Raw genomic sequence first — 18,627 nt, forward strand, 5'->3', positions numbered from 1 at the left:
GACGACCTTGCCGGCGCGGAGCGACCCGCGCCGGCAACTCTCCGGAGCAGCCGTGAATCTCGTTTCACAAAAGGCTGCCTGAACGATGGGAATGGGAATGCCAGAGACCGACTACAAGACAGTTCTCCCGGAAGGCTGGACGCGGCCGCGCGGTTTTGCGCATGCGGTGGTGGCCGGCGGTACGCGGAGCGTCCGGATCTCCGGTCAGCTCGGCAAGCAGAACGGGCAGGGCGAAGTCGCCGCGGGATCCGACTTCGGGACGCAGTGGCGCTACGCGATGGAGAATCTCGTCACCGTGCTGAAGGCAGCGGGCGGCGAACCCAAGCAAATCGTGATGCTGCGCGCTTATGTTACCGACATCAACGCATTCAAGACGTCCGGCGCCGCCATTGGCGAAGCCTGGGGCGCGACGCTCGGTAAGCATTTTCCAGCAATGACACTGGTTCAGGTTTCCGCTCTGATCGATCCGCACGCACGTGTCGAGATCGAGGGCGAAGCGATCCTGCCGTAACCGGATCATGACGCATGACTGACTGCACGACATCAGACCGAAGCCGACATCCGACTGGAGCTATCTTGCAATGACCACGATCCAGACATCGATGCCGGGGGCAGGGAAAGTGATCCCCAGATCCTCGGCCTGGGACCGGCTGCGGATCAACCGCAACTGGCTCGCATTGTGGTTCATGTTGCCGGCCGCGGCATTCCTGCTGCTGTTTCTCGCTTACCCGCTGTTCCTTGGCGTCTGGATGAGCTTCACCGACGATCGCATCGGTCGCGGCGGCGTGTTTGTCGGACTAGAGAACTACGAGTGGCTGAAGGACGACAGCATCTTCTGGCTCTCGGTGTTCAACACGCTGCTCTATACGATCGTCGCCAGCGCCATCAAATTCGCCGTCGGCCTCTATCTGGCGCTGCTGCTCAACCGCCACATGCCGTTCAAGGCGCTGATCCGCGCCGCGGTGCTGATCCCGTTCATCGTGCCGACGGTGCTCTCGGCCATCGCGTTCTGGTGGATCTACGACTCGCAGTTCTCGATCATCTCGTGGTCGCTGATCAAAATGGGCCTGATCGACCACAACATCAACTTTCTGGGCGACAGCAACTGGGCACGAGGGAGCGTGATCTTCGCCAATATCTGGCGCGGCGTGCCGTTCGTCGCGATTACGCTGCTGGCGGGCCTGCAGACGGTGTCACCGTCGCTCTATGAAGCGGCGACGCTGGATGGTGCCACGTCGTGGCAGCGCTTCCGCTTTATCACCTATCCGCTGCTGACGCCGATCATCGCAGTCGTCATGACCTTCTCGGTGCTGTTTACGTTTACCGACTTCCAGCTGATCTGGGCGCTGACCCGCGGCGGTCCGGTGAATGCGACGCATCTGATGGCGACGCTGAGCTATCAGCGCGGCATTCTTTCGGGCCGGCTCGGCGAGGGCGCAGCCATCGCCACCGCCATGATCCCGTTCCTCCTGGCAGCCATCGCCATTTCCTGGTTCGGCATGCAACGCCGCAAGTGGCAGCAAGGCACTGACAATGACTGATCACGCCGTCGATCACCGTACTGCCGTCGCGCCGACCGTCGAGAAAGACGATCACAGTGAGGGCATGGCCTATCTGGAGTCGCTGCCGAGGCGCATCGTCACGCTCTACATTCCGTTGTTCATCATCGTGGTGATCCTGCTGTTCCCGTTCTACTGGATGGCGCTGACCTCGATCAAACCCGACGAGCAACTGATCGACATGGAGCGGTTCAATCCGTTCTGGGTGATCAAGCCGACCTTCAAGCACATTCAAAAGCTGCTGTTCGAAACCAACTATCCGCAGTGGCTGTGGAATACGATGTATGTGGCAGCGGCTTCGACATTTTTGTCGATCGTTGCCAGTGTGCTCGCCGCCTATGCCATCGTGCGGCTGCGCTTCCGTGGTGCCGAGACGGTCGGGGCGCTGATCTTCATGGCCTATCTGGTGCCGCCGTCGATCCTGTTCATCCCGCTGGCCTCGGTCATCCAGGCCTATGGCCTGTTCGACTCGCCGCTGTCGCTGATCCTGGTCTATCCGACGCTGCTGATCCCGTTCTCGACCTGGCTCCTGATGGGCTATTTCAAGACCATCCCGTTTGAGCTCGAGGAATGCGCCCTCATCGACGGCGCCTCGCGCTGGCAGATCCTGGTCAAGATCATCATCCCGCTTGCGGTGCCCGGCCTGATCTCGGCCTTCATCTTCTCGTTCACTTTGTGCTGGAACGAGTTCATCTATGCGCTGACCTTCCTGCAATCGACCCAGAACAAGACCGTGCCTGTGGCCATCGTCAACGAATTCGTCGACGGCGACATCTACAAATGGGGCTCGCTGATGGCCGGCGCGCTGGTTGGCTCGCTGCCGCTGGTGATCCTGTATGCTTTCTTCGTCGAGCACTATGTGTCGGCGATGACGGGCGCGGTGAAGGAGTAGGCGGCTTACCCAATGTACCGCCCTCATGCTGAGGAGCGGTCGTCTTCGACCGCGTCTCGAAGGATGGCCGTAGTCTCATTCATGGTTCGAGACGGCGCCAAAGAGGCGCCTCCTCACCATGAGGGCCAGAGTTGAACCCAAGAACAAGAAGAAGGAGTTTTCCCTTGCACATCCTCATCCTCGGCGCCGCCGGCATGGTTGGCCGCAAGCTCACAGAGAAACTGGTTCGCGACGGCCGTCTCGGCAATCGCGACATTACCCGCATGACCCTGCAGGACGTGGTGGCGCCGGCAAAGCCTGCGGGTGCGTCGATTCCGATCGAACTGGTGACGTCGGACTTCGCCGACCCAAAGACGGCTGCGCCGCTGGTCGCCCACAAGCCGGAGGTGATCTTCCATCTCGCTGCCATCGTGTCAGGGGAGGCGGAGGCCAATTTCGACAAGGGGTATCGCATCAATCTCGACGGCACCCGCTACCTGATCGACGCTATCCGCGCCATCGGCGGCGGTTACAAACCGCGGCTGGTCTTCACCTCGTCCATCGCCGTGTTCGGCGCGCCGTTCCCCGACAAGATCGGTGATGAGTTCATTCACACGCCGCTGACCTCCTATGGCACCCAGAAGTCGATCTGCGAAATGCTGATCGCTGACTACACCCGCAAGGGCTTCCTGGACGGCATCGGCATCCGCCTGCCGACCATCTGCGTCCGTCCGGGCGCACCAAACAAGGCCGCCTCCGGTTTCTTCTCCAACATCATCCGCGAACCGCTGGCCGGCAAGGAAGCCATCCTGCCGGTGTCCGAGGATGTCCGCCACTGGCACGCGTCGCCGCGCTCCGCCGTGGGCTTCCTTGTCCACGCTGGCACCATGGATCTTCAGGCGATGGGCCCGCGGCGTAATCTCAGCATGCCCGGCATGTCGGTCACCGTCGGCGAGCAGATCGCCGCACTGGATCGCGTTGCCGGCAAGAACGTCGTCGCCCGTATCAGGCGCGAAACCGATCCGGTCATCACCGGCATCGTCTCTGGCTGGCCGCGTGATTTCGACACCGCACGCGCGCTGAAGCTCGGCTTCACCACGGCCGAGAAAACCTTCGACGACATCATCCGCATCCATATCGAGGATGAACTCGGCGGCAAGTTCGTCGATTGAGGCCACCATGCGGATCGCCAGCATCGGCGAATGCATGATCGAGCTGCGTCAGATGCCGGGTGGGCACCTGACGCGGTCCTTTGGCGGCGATACGCTGAACACTGCGGTCTACCTCGCCCGGCTTGGCGCGGAGGTCGATTACGTCACCGCGCTCGGTGACGATCCGCTCAGCGACGAGATGATTGCTGGCTGGCAGGCCGAGGGCATCGGCACTGAGCGGGTGATGCGCCTCAAGGGCAAGCTGCCCGGTTTGTATATGATCGAGACCAATGAGGCCGGCGAGCGCCGCTTCTATCACTGGCGCGATGCCTCGGCTGTGCGAGGCTTGATGAGCCTGCCGGAAACCGATGCGCTTCTGGCAGCACTTGCGGACTATGATCTGATCTATCTCTCGGCCATCACGCTGTCGCTGTTCGACATCGCCGGCCGTGACCGCCTGATTGCGGCGCTTCAACATGCGCGCGGCACAGGCGTCCGCGTCGCCTTCGATACCAATTTCCGCGCGAGGGGGTGGCCCGATCTCGATCTGGCGCACGCCGCGTTTCAGGATGCTTTTGCGGTCTCCGACATCGTGCTGGCCTCGGTCGAGGACTTGTTGCCGCTCTATCCCGGCGAGATCGAGGAAAGGCTACTGTCGCGCGTTGGAGCAGATGAAGTGGTGCTCAAGCTCGATACCCCCGCGAGCATCATACGGGATCACGGCCAGCCGCAGCGTGTCGAGGCCAGCCCTGTCAGTGGCGCGGTGGTCGATACCACCGCGGCCGGCGACAGTTTCGCTGCTGCCTATCTGCATGCACGTCTGAGCGGCGTTCAGCCTGTCGCCGCAGCACAGGCAGGTCACTATCTCGCCGGCACGGTCGTCTGCCATCCCGGCGCGATCATCCCGCGCGAGGCGATGCCCGATATGATCGCGTTCGACACACCCTCATGAGAGGACCATCCGCATGAACAAGCCTCTCGATATCGGTCAACGTCAGGACCATCTGCGAAAGCTGCTGAAGGCAGCATTCGTCGTTCCCGTGCTCACGATCGAACGTGTTGCCGACGCCGTACCGCTGGCGCGGGCACTGGTCGCCGGCGGTATCCGCACGCTGGAGATCACCTTGCGCACCGATGCCGCGGTGGAGGCGGCGAAGGCCGTCATCGCCGAAGTGCCGGAGGCCATCGTCGGCATCGGCACGGTGCTCACGCCGGCGGATTTCCAGAAGGCCTATGCCATCGGGGCGCGCTTCACGGTCAGTCCCGGCGCGACGCGCGAATTGCTGGACATCGCAGCGTCCAGCGATCTGCCGTTCCTGCCGGGCGTCGCGACGGCATCGGAACTGATGCAGGCGCGCGAGCGCGGCTTTGAAACTCTGAAATTCTTCCCCGCAGAACAGGCGGGTGGCATCGCGATGCTGCGCGCTTGGGCGGGACCGTTTCCGGATGTCAGGTTTTGCCCTACGGGCGGAATCGGCGAGGCCAATGCGGCGAGCTGGCTCAGCGAGCCGATGGTTCTGGCGGTGGGCGGGTCCTGGATCTGTCCGTCGTCAATGATACGTTCTGGCGATTGGGCAGGCATAACGGCCATGTGCGCGCGGACCATGAAAAGCCTGCAAGCGCCATGAAGCCGGGCTATAACGGGCGCAATATTTGAAATCGATCAGGGAGACGACCATGACTGCCAGCATCGTTGGTTGGGCGCATATGCCTTTCGGAAAATTCGACGCCGAGACTGTCGAGAGCATGGTGGTCCGCGTTGCGACCGAAGCCATGGCCGATGCCGGAATCTCCGCATCTGACGTCGATGAAATTGTGCTCGGTCATTTCAACGCCGGCTTCTCGCCGCAGGATTTTACCGCGTCGCTGGTGTTGCAGGCCGATCCCGCACTGCGCTTCAAGCCCGCCACGCGCGTCGAGAATGCCTGCGCCACCGGTTCGGCCGCTGTGCATCAGGGCATCAAGTCGATCGCCGCCGGCGCTGCTAAAATTGTTCTCGTGGTCGGTGTCGAACAGATGACCCGCACGCCCGGACCTGAAATCGGCAAGAACCTGCTGCGTGCTTCTTACTTGCCGGAAGACGGCGAGACGCCCGCAGGCTTCGCCGGCGTGTTCGGCGGGATCGCGCAAAAATACTTCCAGAAATACGGCGACCAGTCCGATGCGCTGGCGATGATCGCCGCCAAGAACCACGCCAATGGCGTCCACAATCCCTATGCGCAGATGCGCAAGGATGTCGGCTTCGAATTCTGTCGCTCCGAAAGCGACAAGAACCCGTTCGTCGCCGGCCCCTTGAAGCGCACAGACTGCTCGCTGGTGTCCGACGGCGCCGCGGCCTTGGTGCTGACGGATTCCGAGACCGCCAAGACCATGGGCAAGGCGGTCAACATCAAGGCCACCGGCCATGCGCAGGATTTCCTGCCGATGTCGAAGCGCGACATCCTTCAATTCGAGGGCTGCACCGTGGCTTGGCAGAAGGCGCTGAAGACCGCCGGCGTCGAGATCGGCGATCTCTCTTTCGTCGAAACCCATGACTGCTTCACCGTCGCCGAGCTGATCGAATACGAAGCCATGGGCCTGACGCCGCGCGGGCAGGGTGCGCGCGCCATCAAGGAAGGCTGGACCCAGAAGGACGGCAAGCTGCCGATCAATCCGTCCGGTGGTCTCAAGGCCAAGGGTCACCCCATCGGCGCCACCGGCGTGTCGATGCATGTGTTGAGCGCGATGCAATTGCTGGGTCAGGCGCCAGAGGGCATGCAGATCAAGAACGCCAAACTGGCCGGTATCTTCAATATGGGCGGCGCCGCGGTGGCGAACTACGTTTCGATCCTCGAGCCCGCGAAGTAACGCGCAAGCGAGGGCGACACCATGAATGTCGCACAATGGCTGGCATCGTCGGCGCGTTTGCATCCGCAGGCGCCGGCGCTGCTGACCGGCATCACGGTTCAGGCTGACTACAAAACCTTTGCGCGCCGCGCCGCGGCTATCGGTGCTGGCCTCGTACGCGATTACGGCATTCAGCCTGGCGACCGCGTCGCGCTGTTCATGTCGAACTGCACCGAATATCTCGAATGCATGTACGCGGTGTGGTGGATCGGCGCGGTGGTGATCCCGATCAATGCCAAGCTGCATGGCCGCGAAGCGGCATGGATCTGCGACAATGCTGGCGCGAGGCTGGCCTTTGTCGACGACGACAGCCGTGGCGCGCTCGTTCAGGTCGAGGAAGACCTGCTGACCGGGATGCAGATGCTGTCCATCGACAGCGCAACGTTTCACGAATTGCAGCATGGCGAGCCGGTCTCCGCGGTGCCGCTGTCCCGCGAAGACAACGATCTTGCCTGGCTGTTCTACACCTCCGGCACCACCGGCCGGCCCAAAGGTGTGATGCTCAGCCACGGCAATCTGGTGGCCATGTCCATGTGCTATCTCGCCGATGTGGATCAGGTCCATCAGGAAGACGCGATCCTCTATGCCGCGCCGATCTCGCATGGCGCCGGCCTGTACAATTTTATCCATATCCGCATGGCCGCGCGCCACGTCGTGCCGGAGAGTCAGGGCTTCGAGCCGGACGAAGTGCTCGATCTCGGCAAGCAACTTTGCGATGTCGCGATGTTTGCCGCACCCACCATGGTGCGGCGGCTGGTCGATGCGGCGAAGAAGCGCGGCGAGAGCGGCGAGGGTATCCGCACCATCGTCTATGGCGGCGGTCCGATGTATCTTGCCGACATCCGCGACGCCATCGCCACCATGGGGCAGCGCTTCGTGCAGATCTATGGCCAGGGTGAATCGCCGATGACGATCACCTCGCTGCCGCGCGCCTTCCATGCCGATACCGAACACCCGCGCTATCTCGAACGGCTGGCTTCTGTCGGTCTGGCGCAGAGCGTGATGTCGGTGCGGATCACCGATACCGACGGTCAGCCGCTTTCCATCGGCGAGACCGGCGAGGTCGAGGCCAAGGGCCCGGCGGTGATGCTCGGCTACTGGAACAACGACAAGGCCAATGCCGAGACATTGAAGGACGGCTGGCTCCGCACCGGCGATGTCGGCCGGCTCGACGAAGACGGCTTTCTCACGCTGTCCGACCGTTCCAAGGACGTCATCATCTCCGGCGGTACCAATATCTATCCGCGCGAGGTGGAGGAGGCGCTGCTGACGCATCCCGCCGTGCGGGAAGTGTCGGCGATCGGCGTGCCGGAGCCGGACTGGGGCGAGGTCGTGGTGGCCTGTGTGGTGCTGGAGCCAGGCACATCCGCCGACGATGCTGCGCTCGACGCGCATTGTCTCGCCAATATCGCCCGTTTCAAGCGGCCCAAGCGCTACGTCTATCTGGATGCGCTGCCGAAGAACAATTACGGCAAGGTGCTGAAGACCGAGCTGCGGGAGATGATGCGCGCTTCGGCGTCAGCGGGGGCCGGCTAGTCGTTACCACTTTGACGCGTACCGGCATCCCACGCATACGGCCCCGCGTCTGGCGCCCTTGCGCCCGCCGAACGCCTCCCGCTAAGACGAAGGCAACAGGGCGCACTGGCGCCTGACCACACGCTTTCGGGAGCAAACGACTTTGACGGGACCACTTCACGGGATCAAAATCATCGACATGACCTCGGTGATGATGGGGCCTTATTGCACCCAGACGCTGGGTGACTACGGCGCCGATGTGATCAAGGTGGAGGCCCCCGATGGCGACGTGGTCCGCTCGATCGGACCGATGCGCAATCCCGGCATGGGGCCGATTTTCCTGAATACCAATCGCAGCAAGCGCTGCGTCTGCATCGACCTCAAGAAGGAAGAGGGGCGCGCGGCACTCCTGAAACTGGTCGAGACCGCCGATGTGCTGGTCTACAATGTCCGCCCGGCGGCGATGGCGCGGCTCAATCTCGGCTATGACGTCATGGCCAAGATCAATCCGCGGCTGATTTACGCGGGCGTATTCGGCTTCAGCCAGGCCGGCCCCTATGCCGCCAAGCCCGCTTATGACGACCTGATCCAGGGTGCCACTGCATTGCCGGCGCTGAATGCGCGTATCAGCAGCGACGGTGTGCCGCGCTATGTGCCCAATGCGCTGGTCGATCGCATCGTCGGTCTCACTGCACTGGGCGCCATTCTCGCCAGTGTCGTACATCGCGACAAGACCGGCGAGGGCCAGCGCGTCGACATCCCGATGTTCGAGACCATGGCGAGCTTCATGATGGGCGACCACATGGGCGGCCTCACTTACGATCCGCCGCTCGACAAGGGCGGCTACGGCCGTCACCTGTCGCCGGACCGCCGGCCGTACCAGACTTCGGACGGCTATATCTGCGCGATGGTCTATAACGACAAGCAGTGGAAGAGCTTCCTCAAGCATGTCGGCCGCGAGGAGCTGTTTGACGATCCGCGCTTCGCGACCTTCCCGCAGCGCATCCAGCATATCGATACGGTGAATGCCGAACTGTCGCGCATCTTCAAGACCAGGACGACGGCGGAATGGGCGAAGCTGCTCGATGACGCCGACGTGCCGTCAACCCCGATGCACACGCTCGAAAGCATGATGCAGGATCCGCATATGCTGGCGACCGACTTCTTCCAGCAGGTCGAGCATCCGACCGAAGGCGCGATCCGCAGCATGAAGGTGTCGGCGACCTGGTCGAAGACCCCGGTCAATCCGACGCGCCTTGCCTCGCATCTCGGCGAACAGAATGCCGAGGTGCTGGCCGAGGTCGGCTATACGGCCGAGCAGATCGAGAAAATGCACAAGGATGGCGTGCTCCGACAGGCCGCTATCCCAGATACGTCGGAGCTGTAACGCATGGATTTCGCCCTCGACGCCAATCAGGAATCCATCCGCGACGCTATCGAGAAGATCTGCGCGCGCTTCGACGATGCCTACTGGCTGAAGAAGGACAAGGAGGGTGGTTTCCCCATCGACTTCCACAAGGCGATGGCTGACGCCGGCTGGCTCGGCATCTGTATACCCGAGGAATATGGCGGCTCGGGATTGGGGATCACCGAGGCAGCGATCATGATGCGGGCGATTTCGGAATCCGGCGCCGGCATGTCGGGTGCGTCAGCCGTGCATATGAATGTGTTCGGCCTCAATCCGGTGGTGGTGTTTGGCACGCCCGAACAGTGCGCGCGCATGCTGCCGCCGATCGTGGACGGCACCGAGAAATCCTGCTTCGCGGTGACCGAGCCCAATACCGGTCTCAACACCACGCAGCTCAAGACCCGCGCCGTGCGCAAGGGCGATCGCTACATCGTCAACGGCCAGAAGGTCTGGATCTCCACCGCGCAGGTCGCCGAAAAAATCCTGTTGCTGGCGCGCACCACGCCGCTGGAAGACGTCAAGAGCCCGACCCACGGCCTCAGCCTGTTCTACACGGATCTCGACCGCTCCAAGATCGCCGTGCACGAGATCGAAAAGCTCGGCCGCAAGGCCGTCGACTCCAACGAGCTGTTCATTGCCGATTTTGAAATTCCGGTCGAGGATCGCATCGGCGAAGAGGGCCACGGCTTCGAATATATCCTGCACGGCATGAACCCCGAGCGCATCCTGATCGCGGCGGAAGCCGTCGGTCTCGGCAAGGCTGCACTGAGGAAGGCGGCCGACTACGCCAAGGTGCGCAACGTATTCAACCGCCCGATCGGCCAGAACCAGGCGATCCAGCATCCCCTCGCGAAGAACTGGATGGAGCTCGAAGCCGCCTGGCTGATGGTGCTGTCGGCCGGCTGGCAATATGACCAGGGACTGCCCTGTGGCCCCGCCGCGAATTCGGCGAAGTATCTCGCGGGCGAAGCTGGCTATCACGCCTGCGAGCAGGCGGTGATGACCCATGGTGGCTTTGGTTACGCCAAGGAATATCATGTCGAGCGTTATCTCAGGGAGTCGCTGATCCCGCGCATCGCCCCGATCAGCCGCGAGCTGATCCTGAGCTTCATCGCCGAAAAGGCGCTCGGTTTGCCGAAGTCGTATTGATGCGTGATCGCGCCAACACACTCAGCATGTCGTCCTCGCCTAGCACGCCGAAGGCGTGCGCGGGGCGGGGACCCATAACCTCCGAGTTCATGGTGAAGCACTGTGGCAGCGGCCGTGTTCTAATTTCGTCTCCCGAGGCTATGGGTCCCGGCCCCGCGTGCGCCGAAGGCGCACTAGGCGGGGACGACAATCGAGTTTGGAGCGACGCATGAGCTACATCACCGGCGTCGGTCTCCTCCCTTACGGCAAGCACGAGGGCTCATCGACCATCGACCTGATGTCCCGCGCCGCCGAGCTGGCGCTCACTGACGCCGGCCTCAAGCGCGGCGACATCGACGGCTTCCTGTGCGGCTATTCCACCACCATGCCGCATATCATGCTGGCGACCGTGTTCGCCGAGCACTTCGGCATCACGCCATCCTATGCCCATGCGATCCAGGTCGGCGGCGCCACCGGGATGGCGATGGCGATGCTGGCGCATCAGCTGGTCGAGGGCGGCGTTGCCAAACATGTGCTGGTGGTCGGGGGCGAGAACCGGCTGACCGGCCAGAGCCGTGACGCTTCGATTCAGGCGCTGGCGCAGGTGGGGCACCCCATCTACGAAGTTCCGCTCGGCCCGACCATCCCGGCCTATTACGGCCTCGTCGCCAACCGCTACATGCATGAATACGGCGTGACGCAGGAAGACCTTGCCGAATTCGCCGTACTGATGCGCCAGCATGCGCTGACTCATCCCGGTGCGCAGTTTCACGACCCGATCAACGTTGCCGACGTGATGGCCTCGAAGACCATCGCGACGCCGCTGAAGCTGCTCGACTGCTGCCCGGTGTCCGATGGCGGCGCGGCCTTCGTTGTCAGCTATGAGCCGACCAGCCCAACGAAAATCCGCGTGCGCGGCGCTGCGCAGGCGCATACCCACCAGCACATCACCGCCGCGCCAGCGCTGTCCGAACTCGGCGCCGAGATCGCCATCGCGCGCGCGAAGAGGGCGACGGGCATCGAAATCTCTGACGTCCGTTATGCCGCGGTCTATGACAGCTTCACCATCACACTGGCGATGCTGCTGGAAGATCTCGGTCTCGCCGGCCGCGGCGAGGCAGCGGCGCAAGTACGTGCCGGCCATTTCGGCCAGCACGGTGCGATGCCGCTCAACACCCACGGCGGTCTTCTGAGCTACGGTCATTGCGGCGTCGGTGGCGCCATGGCGCATCTCGTCGAAACACATCTGCAGATGACAGGCAGGGCCGAGAACCGTCAGGTCAGGGATGCTTCCGTCGCGCTGCTGCACGGTGACGGCGGTGTGCTGTCGTCCCATGTCAGCATGTTCCTGGAGCGCGTATCATGAGCGAGCTCAAGCCTGCTGCCGACTGGACCACCGGCACTGAAGCGATCGGCTATCAGTCGTGCCGTGCCTGCAAATCGATCCAGTATTTCCGCCGCAGCTTTTGCGCGGCCTGCGGGTCGCCCGATCTCGACGACAAAATCGCGAGCGGCGAGGGCACCGTCTATGCGACGTCCCTCGTGCTGCGCGCCGGCACGCCGGAAGCGCGCGAGCATGTGCCCTACAATATTCTGCTCATCGACACCGCCGAAGGCTTCCGCATGATGGCCCACGGCGCCAACGATCTCGTCATCGGCGACAAGGTAAAAGCCGGCTATCGGCGATTCACCGGCCGCCTCGTACCGTTCTTCGAAAAGACTCCTCAATGAGCCGTCTGCGCTTCGCCCTCGATCCGAAATCCGTGGCCATCATCGGCGCCTCGGAAAATCCCAACAAGGTCGGCGGCCGTCCGGTCCACTATCTCCAGAAGTTCGGCTTCAAGGGCAAGATCTACCCGATCAATCCGTCGCGCACGGAGATCCAGGGCGAGAAGTGCTACAAGAGCCTCGCCGATCTGCCGGAAGCGCCGGAAATGGTGATTGTCGCGATCGCCGGCGACAATGCCATTGGCGCCGTCGAGGATTGCGCCAAGGCCGGCGTCAAGATCGCACTGGTGATGGCCTCGGGCTTTGGCGAAGTCGACGCGATCGCCGGCAAGGCGAAAGAGCGCCGCATGGTCGAGATCGCGCATAAGCACGGCATGCGCATCGTTGGCCCGAATACACAGGGCCTCGCCAACTTCGGCACCGGCGCCATCGCGTCGTTCTCCACCATGTTCATGGAATTCGAGCGCGTTGAAGGCCATGTCGCCATGCTCAGCCAGAGCGGCGCGCTGTCCACCGTGCCGGTGGGCTTCCTCAATCCGCGGGGCGTCGGCGTGCGCCACAGCCATGCCACCGGCAATGATAGCGACATCACTGTCGGCGAACTCGCCATCGCGGTGGCCGAGGATCCGGAAGTGAAGCTGATGCTGCTCTATCTCGAGAGCATTCCGGAGAAGAAGTATCTGGAGGAACTCTCCGAAGTCGCGCTCCATCGCAACCTGCCGATCATCGCGTTGAAATCCGGCCGCACCGATGCCGGCAAGGCGGCGGCGCAGTCACATACCGGCGCGCTCGCCAATGAAGACCGCGTCGTCGACGCCTTCCTCGAACATCACGGCATCTGGCGCGCGCCGGATATGCGCGGCCTCGTCGAGGCCACGGAGCTTTATCTCAAGGGCTGGAAGCCGCAGGGCCGTCGCCTGGTCGCGATCAGTAATTCCGGCGCGGTCTGCGTGATGATCGCGGATGCTGCTTCGACCGTCGGCATGCCGATGGCCAAGCTGGCACCCGAGACCGACAAGAAGCTGAAGGGCATCCTGCCGAGCTTCGCCACCACCACGAACCCGATCGATCTCACCGCGGCGCTGCTGTCGAACAGCCGGCTGTTCGGCGACATCCTGCCGGTGATCGCCGAAGATCCTGCGGCCGATGCTTTTGTCATTGGCGTGCCGGTCGCCGGCCCGGGCTACGACGTGCCGGCCTTCGCGCGCGACAGTGCCGCTTTCGCTGAGCAGACCGGCAAGCCGCTGGTGGTCGCCGCAACGCAGCCCAGCGTCGCCAGGGAGTTCCAGGCGCAGGGCGTCTCGGTATTCCCGACCGAGGTCGAGGCGGTCACCGCGCTCAATCAATATGTGTCGCATCATGAGCTGATGGCGCGCGTGAAGGCGCGCAAGCGTGGTCCGTCGTCGGCGTTGATCTCGGCTGACAAGACCGTGATGCTGAATGAAGCCGACAGCCTTGCTCTGCTGGCATCGCGCGGCATCCCGGTGGTGCCATATCGGCTCGTGCATTCCCGCGCTGAAGCCGAGGCGGCATTCGATGCCATCGGCGGCAAAGTGGTGGTGAAGGGCTGCTCGGCCGACATCACCCACAAGTCGGAACTTGGACTGGTCAAGCTCGGCGTCGCCTCGCGCGAGGCGGTTGGTGAGGTCTATGCCGAGATGGAAGAGATCATCCGCAAGCACGGCTCGCGCTTCGACGGCGTGATCATCGCCGCCATGGCCGGCGGCCGCCGCGAGATTGTGATCGGCGCGCATCGCGATCCCGTCTTCGGCCCGGTGGTCATGGTGGGCGACGGCGGCAAATATGTCGAGGTGTTCAAGGACACCACGCTGTTGCTTCCGCCTTTCACCAGGGACGATGCCAAGCGCGCGCTGGCGAAGCTGCGCATCGCGCCACTGTTCGAAGGCGTCCGCGGTGAGCCGCCGATGGATGTGGATGCGCTGGTCGATGCGATGGTGAAGATCGGAGAGTTGATGGCGGATACGTCCGCCAAGGTGATGAGCATCGACCTCAATCCGGTGGTGCTGAATACTGATGGCTGTGTCGTGGTGGACGCGGTGGTGTTCAAGGGGGAGTAACAAGAGCGCCGTCATGGCCGGGCTTGTCCCGGCCATCCACGTCTTGGCCGTCCCGTTAGCTCTGCCGATCGCGCGGACCGGCCCAGTTCATGATGGTCGCAGCGAGCGCTTCGACGGCAGGTGGCGGGTGGTCCGGTAAGATCACCGCGAACTGAATGTCGGGCAGTTTCGGAAGGCCTTCGCGAGACGGCAGGATCGTCAAACCGGGCGGCATTAACCGGACTGAATGCGGCAACAGGCCGATGCCGGCACGCGCCGCAGCGCTCAGGCCGGAGACGTTGGCGCTCGTGAATGCGATGCGCCATCGTCGCCCCGCCGCTTCGAGAGTTTCCAGCACGCCGACGCGCGTGATGCTGGGCGGCGGGTAGAGGATGAGCGGCAAGGGACTGTCGGGATCGAGCCGGAATTCGGGATGCGCCATCCATTCGATCGGCTCTTTCCAGGCAATCCTGCCCCGGCTGTCGCCGTCTCGCCGCTTCACCAGTGCGAGATCCAGTCGACCCGCATCGAATGACGTGCGCAGATCCTCGCTCAGTCCCGAATGCAGTTCGATATCAAGCTCTGGATGCCGGCGCGCGAAAGCGGCTAGCACGTTCGGCAACGCCGACAACACGAAATCTTCCGATGCGCCGAACCGCAACCGGCCGCGCAGCGGCGCAGCCGACAGGTACTGCTGCAGATGGGCATAGCGTTCCAGGATCGAGCGCGCATGATCGAGCAGAACATCGCCATCCGGAGTGAGGCCCACCCGGTGGGTGCTGCGGTCGAACAGGCGGCGGCCGGTCTGCTCTTCAAGACGGCGAATGTGCTGGCTGACGGTCGATTGCTGCAGGCCCAGCAAACGGGCCGCACCGGTGAAGCTTCCGGCATCGGTAACCGCCACGAAGGTTTGCAGCAGATCGACGGGCACGTAATCCATGGTCATCACAATACATGATGACTGATATCGTTGTTATGGGGATTTTGCATCAAGGCGGAAGAAATTAGATCTGGGCCATCAAACAGAGGCTCATGGCTATGATCATTCCAGCACGCCGCCATATCAAATTACCGATCGATCAATTCCTGTTGTGGCTGACAGCAACAGTCGCGCTGGCTGCTGTCCTGCCCGCGCGCGGCGATGCCGCTGTCTATGTCGATCACACCGTCACCGCTGCTGTGGCGCTCCTCTTCCTGCTCTATGGTGCGCGCTTGTCGCCGACCGCGGTGAAGGAGGGCCTGCTGCATTGGCGGCTGCAGTCGATGGTGTTCTCCAGCACCTATCTTCTGTTTCCGCTCGTCGGCGTTGCGGCGAGTCTCGCGCTGCGTCCGTATTTGCCGGCCGACCTCGCCACCGGTCTTCTCTTCATGTGTCTGCTGCCGTCCACTGTACAATCATCTATCGCCTTCACCGCGATCGCGCGCGGGAATGTCCCGGCGGCGCTGTGCAGCGCATCGGTCTCCAATCTTCTCGGCGTCGTGCTCACGCCGATCCTGGTTGCGCTGTTGCTGTCTTCGGCAGGCAGCGGATTCTCTATCGTGGCGTTTGAGGAGATTGCCGCGCAGATCGTCGCGCCCTTCGTGGTCGGGCAGTTGATCCGCCCCTGGGTCGGTGCGTGGTTGCTCTCCCATTCGCGTCTCACCTCCGCGGTCGATCGCGGCTCCGTGCTGCTCATCGTCTACGCTGCCTTCAGCGCCGGCATGGTCGAGGGAATCTGGGGCCAGCTCTCGGTCGGCACTCTCGCAGCGGTTCTCGCCATCGATCTGGCGGTGCTGGCAGTCGTCATCGTCTCGACCGTGCTGGCTAGCCGCTGGATGGGCTTCTCGACCGAGGACGAGATCGCCATTGTCTTCTGCGGATCAAAGAAGAGCATGGCCAGTGGCATTCCGATGGCTGCGATCCTGTTTCCGGGTCACGCCCTCGGCCTGATCGTGCTGCCGATCATGCTGTTTCACCAGGCTCAATTGTTCGTCTGTGCGATCCTTGCGCGGCGCTATGCGGGGCGCCGGGCTGAGCAGGGTATCGAAGGCGAAGCCGCGATGCTGCCGACGTGAGGCGTCGCTCGCTGGGTTGATGACGGCGCGCGAAGCTCGTTGGCTTCGCGCGCCGTCTTTATTCAGAGCGGCGGACGCGCTTAAAACGTCACTACGCCGCGGATACTCTCCCCGCGCTTCATCAGATCAAACCCCTTGTTGATGTCGCTCAGCGGCATCACGTGGGTGATCATCGGGTCGATCTGGATCTTGCCCTGCATGTACCAGTCGACGATCTTCGGCACATCGGTACGGCCGCGGGCGCCGCCGAAAGCCGAGCCGCGCCAGACGCGGCCGGTCACCAGCTGGAACGGACGCGTCGAAATCTCCGCGCCGGCAGGCGCCACGCCGATCACGATGGATTCGCCCCAGCCGCGGTGGCAGGCTTCCAGCGCCTGACGCATGACAGTGACATTGCCGGTGCAGTCGAAGGTGTAATCGGCGCCGCCGATCTGGTCTGCACCGCGTTTGGTCATGTCGATGAGATGCGGGACCAGATCCTTGCCCAGCTCTTTCGGGTTGACGAAGTGGGTCATGCCGAAGCGCTCGCCCCACGCCTTGCGGTCATTATTGATGTCGACGCCGATGATCATGTCAGCGCCGGCGAGACGAAGACCCTGCAGCACGTTGAGGCCGATGCCGCCGAGACCGAACACGATGGCCTTGGCGCCTTGCTCGACCTTGGCGGTGTTGAACACCGCGCCGATGCCGGTGGTGACGCCGCAGCCGATATAGCAGACCTTGTCGAACGGCGCGTCCTCGCGGATTTTCGCCACCGCGATCTCCGGCAGCACGGTGTAATTGGCGAAGGTCGAGGTACCCATATAGTGGTGAACAGGCTTGCCCTCGAGCGAGAAGCGCGAGGTGCCATCAGGCATCAGGCCCTGACCCTGCGTCGCGCGGATCGACGTGCAGAGATTGGTCTTGCGCGACAGACATGACGGGCACTGGCGACATTCTGGCGTGTAGAGCGGGATGACATGATCACCCTTCTTCACCGACGTGACGCCGCGGCCGACATCGACGACGACGCCGGCGCCTTCATGGCCGAGGATCGCCGGAAACAGACCTTCGGGATCGGCGCCCGACAAAGTGAACTCGTCGGTGTGGCAGATGCCGGTGGCCTTGATCTCGATCAGCACTTCGCCGTCGCGCGGACCTTCGAGCTGAACGGTGGTGATCTCCAGCGGCTTTCCGGCACTGATGGCAACGGCGGCGCGAACGTCCATGGCAAATTCCTTCGATAATGGTCTCGGTGTCGTGATGTCAGGCGGCAGGTCCGCGCAAACAGCCATTGCCGCTTAGCACATGATGGGGCACTGAGCAGCCCATGAAACAGGTTCAGAAAAGCGATCTTGAAATCCTGATCGGACGCGCCGCACCTATCGTCTTCGTGCTGCTGTGGAGCACCGGCTTCATCGGCACCAAGTATGTGCTGAACGGCGCTGAACCTCTGACCTATCTGACCGTGCGCATGATGCTGGTGGTCGCGATCATGGCGGTGATCGTCGCATGGGTGCGACCGGCGTGGCCGGATCGCGCGGGCATCGGCCACAGCATCGTCGCCGGGCTGCTGGTGCAGGGGCTTTATCTCGCCGGTACCGTGTTTGCGGTCGCGCACGAGGTCCCGGTCGGTCTGTCGGCGCTGATCCCGGGTCTGCAGCCGATCCTCACCTCGATCCTCGCCAGTCGGTTTCTCGGTGAGCGCGTCACGCCGCTGCAATGGGGCGGGGTGGCGCTCGGTCTCGCCGGCGTGTTGCTGATCCTGCATGGTCGGCCGATGACGGGCGAGGCGGGCTGGGGCTGGTTCGCGTCCGCCATTTCGCTGATCACGATCACCGTCGGCACGCTCTATCAGAAGCGCTATTGCGGCGGCATCGACTGGCGCACGGGCAGCTTCATTCAGCAACTCGCAGCAATGGTCATGCTCGGCATCGGCGCGTGGGCCCTTGAGACCAATGTGATCCACTGGTCGGCGGAGTTCGTGCTGTCGGTGGTGTGGCTCGCGGTGGTGCTGTCGATCGGCACCGTCGGGCTGCTCTACTGGCTGCTGCGGCGCCAGGCCTCGAGCCAGGTGGCGAGTCTGTTCTATCTGGTGCCGGCCGTGACGGCGCTGATGGCGTTCGTTCTGTTTGGTGAAAAGCTCGATGCCGTTGCCATCATCGGCATGATTGCCTGCGGCGCTGCGGTATTGCTGGTCAATCGCGCCAGGGCCTGACGCCATCCTGCGTCAATCCAGACCCCGGACATGAAAAAGCCTCCGGGCTTGGACCCGGAGGCTTTCACATCT

17 protein-coding genes are annotated in these 18,627 nt (G+C 63.0%); 15 read left to right on the forward strand and 2 right to left on the reverse strand.

Translation table 11 applies throughout. The features are described from left to right. The first annotated feature begins 97 nt into the window (after positions 1-97). The 13 genes from AB7783_RS05245 to AB7783_RS05305 all read left to right on the forward strand — a co-directional run bounded on the left by AB7783_RS05245 (position 98) and on the right by AB7783_RS05305 (position 14,324). Positions 98-511 (forward strand): RidA family protein, encoded by a 414-nt coding sequence (locus AB7783_RS05245; protein ID WP_158596833.1) that lies wholly within the window; start codon positions 98-100, stop codon positions 509-511. Between the two features lie 70 nt (positions 512-581). After that, positions 582-1,541, forward strand: a complete 960-nt coding sequence (locus AB7783_RS05250) for a carbohydrate ABC transporter permease (RefSeq protein WP_120291092.1) — start codon at positions 582-584, stop codon at positions 1,539-1,541. Further along, the gene (locus tag AB7783_RS05255; protein ID WP_089267203.1) at positions 1,534-2,451 is read left to right on the forward strand and encodes a carbohydrate ABC transporter permease; all 918 of its coding nucleotides are present in this window, start codon (positions 1,534-1,536) and stop codon (positions 2,449-2,451) included. The genes AB7783_RS05250 and AB7783_RS05255 overlap by 8 nt, the downstream gene beginning before the upstream one ends. Positions 2,452-2,615: 164 nt before the next feature. Continuing rightward, positions 2,616-3,602, forward strand: a complete 987-nt coding sequence (gene denD / locus AB7783_RS05260) for a D-erythronate dehydrogenase (protein WP_441277033.1) — start codon at positions 2,616-2,618, stop codon at positions 3,600-3,602. A 7-nt stretch (positions 3,603-3,609) separates the two neighbouring features. After that, the gene (locus AB7783_RS05265) at positions 3,610-4,533 is read left to right on the forward strand and encodes a sugar kinase (protein ID WP_175367343.1); all 924 of its coding nucleotides are present in this window, start codon (positions 3,610-3,612) and stop codon (positions 4,531-4,533) included. Between the two features lie 13 nt (positions 4,534-4,546). Continuing rightward, positions 4,547-5,209, forward strand: coding sequence for a bifunctional 4-hydroxy-2-oxoglutarate aldolase/2-dehydro-3-deoxy-phosphogluconate aldolase (gene eda / locus AB7783_RS05270; RefSeq protein ID WP_441277034.1), 663 nt, complete (start codon positions 4,547-4,549; stop codon positions 5,207-5,209). Positions 5,210-5,258: 49 nt separating this feature from the next. Then, positions 5,259-6,428, forward strand: coding sequence for an acetyl-CoA acetyltransferase (locus AB7783_RS05275; RefSeq protein ID WP_175367341.1), 1,170 nt, complete (start codon positions 5,259-5,261; stop codon positions 6,426-6,428). 21 nt (positions 6,429-6,449) lie between these two features. Next, on the forward strand, positions 6,450-8,003 hold the full coding sequence (locus AB7783_RS05280; RefSeq protein ID WP_441277035.1) for an AMP-binding protein: 1,554 nt from the start codon (positions 6,450-6,452) through the stop codon (positions 8,001-8,003). Positions 8,004-8,145: 142 nt separating this feature from the next. Continuing rightward, on the forward strand, positions 8,146-9,369 hold the full coding sequence (locus AB7783_RS05285; protein WP_441277036.1) for a CaiB/BaiF CoA transferase family protein: 1,224 nt from the start codon (positions 8,146-8,148) through the stop codon (positions 9,367-9,369). Between the two features lie 3 nt (positions 9,370-9,372). Then, positions 9,373-10,539, forward strand: coding sequence for an acyl-CoA dehydrogenase family protein (locus AB7783_RS05290; protein ID WP_175367338.1), 1,167 nt, complete (start codon positions 9,373-9,375; stop codon positions 10,537-10,539). A gap of 208 nt (positions 10,540-10,747) precedes the next feature. After that, positions 10,748-11,884, forward strand: a complete 1,137-nt coding sequence (locus tag AB7783_RS05295; protein ID WP_441277037.1) for a thiolase family protein — start codon at positions 10,748-10,750, stop codon at positions 11,882-11,884. Further along, positions 11,881-12,249 carry a Zn-ribbon domain-containing OB-fold protein gene (locus AB7783_RS05300; RefSeq protein ID WP_441277038.1) on the forward strand — a complete coding sequence of 123 codons (369 nt, stop codon included), beginning with the start codon at positions 11,881-11,883 and terminating at the stop codon, positions 12,247-12,249. Before AB7783_RS05295 ends, AB7783_RS05300 begins: the two co-directional genes overlap by 4 nt. Then, positions 12,246-14,324 (forward strand): acetate--CoA ligase family protein, encoded by a 2,079-nt coding sequence (locus AB7783_RS05305; RefSeq protein ID WP_441277039.1) that lies wholly within the window; start codon positions 12,246-12,248, stop codon positions 14,322-14,324. The genes AB7783_RS05300 and AB7783_RS05305 overlap by 4 nt, the downstream gene beginning before the upstream one ends. 55 nt (positions 14,325-14,379) lie before the next feature. Here the strand turns inward: AB7783_RS05305 and AB7783_RS05310 are convergent, their stop codons facing one another. Further along, positions 14,380-15,243 carry a LysR substrate-binding domain-containing protein gene (locus AB7783_RS05310; protein ID WP_210269177.1) on the reverse strand — a complete coding sequence of 288 codons (864 nt, stop codon included), beginning with the start codon at positions 15,241-15,243 and terminating at the stop codon, positions 14,380-14,382. Between the two features lie 92 nt (positions 15,244-15,335). Here AB7783_RS05310 and AB7783_RS05315 point away from each other — a divergent pair, with 92 nt between their 5' ends. Next, positions 15,336-16,358, forward strand: a complete 1,023-nt coding sequence (locus AB7783_RS05315) for a bile acid:sodium symporter family protein (protein WP_441277040.1) — start codon at positions 15,336-15,338, stop codon at positions 16,356-16,358. Between the two features lie 80 nt (positions 16,359-16,438). On the opposite strand, the gene AB7783_RS05320 is transcribed toward AB7783_RS05315, so the two are convergent. Beyond that, positions 16,439-17,566 (reverse strand): S-(hydroxymethyl)glutathione dehydrogenase/class III alcohol dehydrogenase, encoded by a 1,128-nt coding sequence (locus AB7783_RS05320; RefSeq protein WP_120291114.1) that lies wholly within the window; start codon positions 17,564-17,566, stop codon positions 16,439-16,441. Positions 17,567-17,667: 101 nt separating this feature from the next. Here AB7783_RS05320 and AB7783_RS05325 point away from each other — a divergent pair, with 101 nt between their 5' ends. Further along, positions 17,668-18,555: a DMT family transporter gene (locus AB7783_RS05325; RefSeq protein ID WP_441229358.1), complete on the forward strand. Its 888-nt coding sequence runs from the start codon at positions 17,668-17,670 to the stop codon at positions 18,553-18,555. Positions 18,556-18,627: the final 72 nt, after the last annotated feature.

It is taken from the genome of Tardiphaga sp. 172_B4_N1_3, assembly GCF_052076035.1.
Taxonomy (GTDB): Bacteria; Pseudomonadota; Alphaproteobacteria; order Rhizobiales; family Xanthobacteraceae; genus Tardiphaga; species Tardiphaga robiniae.

Coding starts and splice junctions, on each gene's coding strand:
- AB7783_RS05245 (WP_158596833.1), top strand. CDS start 98: ATGCCAGAGACCGACTACAAGACAGTTCTCCCGGAAGGCTGGACGCGG.
- AB7783_RS05250 (WP_120291092.1), top strand. CDS start 582: ATGACCACGATCCAGACATCGATGCCGGGGGCAGGGAAAGTGATCCCC.
- AB7783_RS05255 (WP_089267203.1), top strand. CDS start 1,534: ATGACTGATCACGCCGTCGATCACCGTACTGCCGTCGCGCCGACCGTC.
- AB7783_RS05265 (WP_175367343.1), top strand. CDS start 3,610: ATGCGGATCGCCAGCATCGGCGAATGCATGATCGAGCTGCGTCAGATG.
- eda (WP_441277034.1), top strand. CDS start 4,547: ATGAACAAGCCTCTCGATATCGGTCAACGTCAGGACCATCTGCGAAAG.
- AB7783_RS05275 (WP_175367341.1), top strand. CDS start 5,259: ATGACTGCCAGCATCGTTGGTTGGGCGCATATGCCTTTCGGAAAATTC.
- AB7783_RS05280 (WP_441277035.1), top strand. CDS start 6,450: ATGAATGTCGCACAATGGCTGGCATCGTCGGCGCGTTTGCATCCGCAG.
- AB7783_RS05290 (WP_175367338.1), top strand. CDS start 9,373: ATGGATTTCGCCCTCGACGCCAATCAGGAATCCATCCGCGACGCTATC.
- AB7783_RS05295 (WP_441277037.1), top strand. CDS start 10,748: ATGAGCTACATCACCGGCGTCGGTCTCCTCCCTTACGGCAAGCACGAG.
- AB7783_RS05300 (WP_441277038.1), top strand. CDS start 11,881: ATGAGCGAGCTCAAGCCTGCTGCCGACTGGACCACCGGCACTGAAGCG.
- AB7783_RS05305 (WP_441277039.1), top strand. CDS start 12,246: ATGAGCCGTCTGCGCTTCGCCCTCGATCCGAAATCCGTGGCCATCATC.
- AB7783_RS05310 (WP_210269177.1), bottom strand. CDS start 15,243: ATGGATTACGTGCCCGTCGATCTGCTGCAAACCTTCGTGGCGGTTACC.
- AB7783_RS05315 (WP_441277040.1), top strand. CDS start 15,336: ATGGCTATGATCATTCCAGCACGCCGCCATATCAAATTACCGATCGAT.
- AB7783_RS05320 (WP_120291114.1), bottom strand. CDS start 17,566: ATGGACGTTCGCGCCGCCGTTGCCATCAGTGCCGGAAAGCCGCTGGAG.
- AB7783_RS05325 (WP_441229358.1), top strand. CDS start 17,668: ATGAAACAGGTTCAGAAAAGCGATCTTGAAATCCTGATCGGACGCGCC.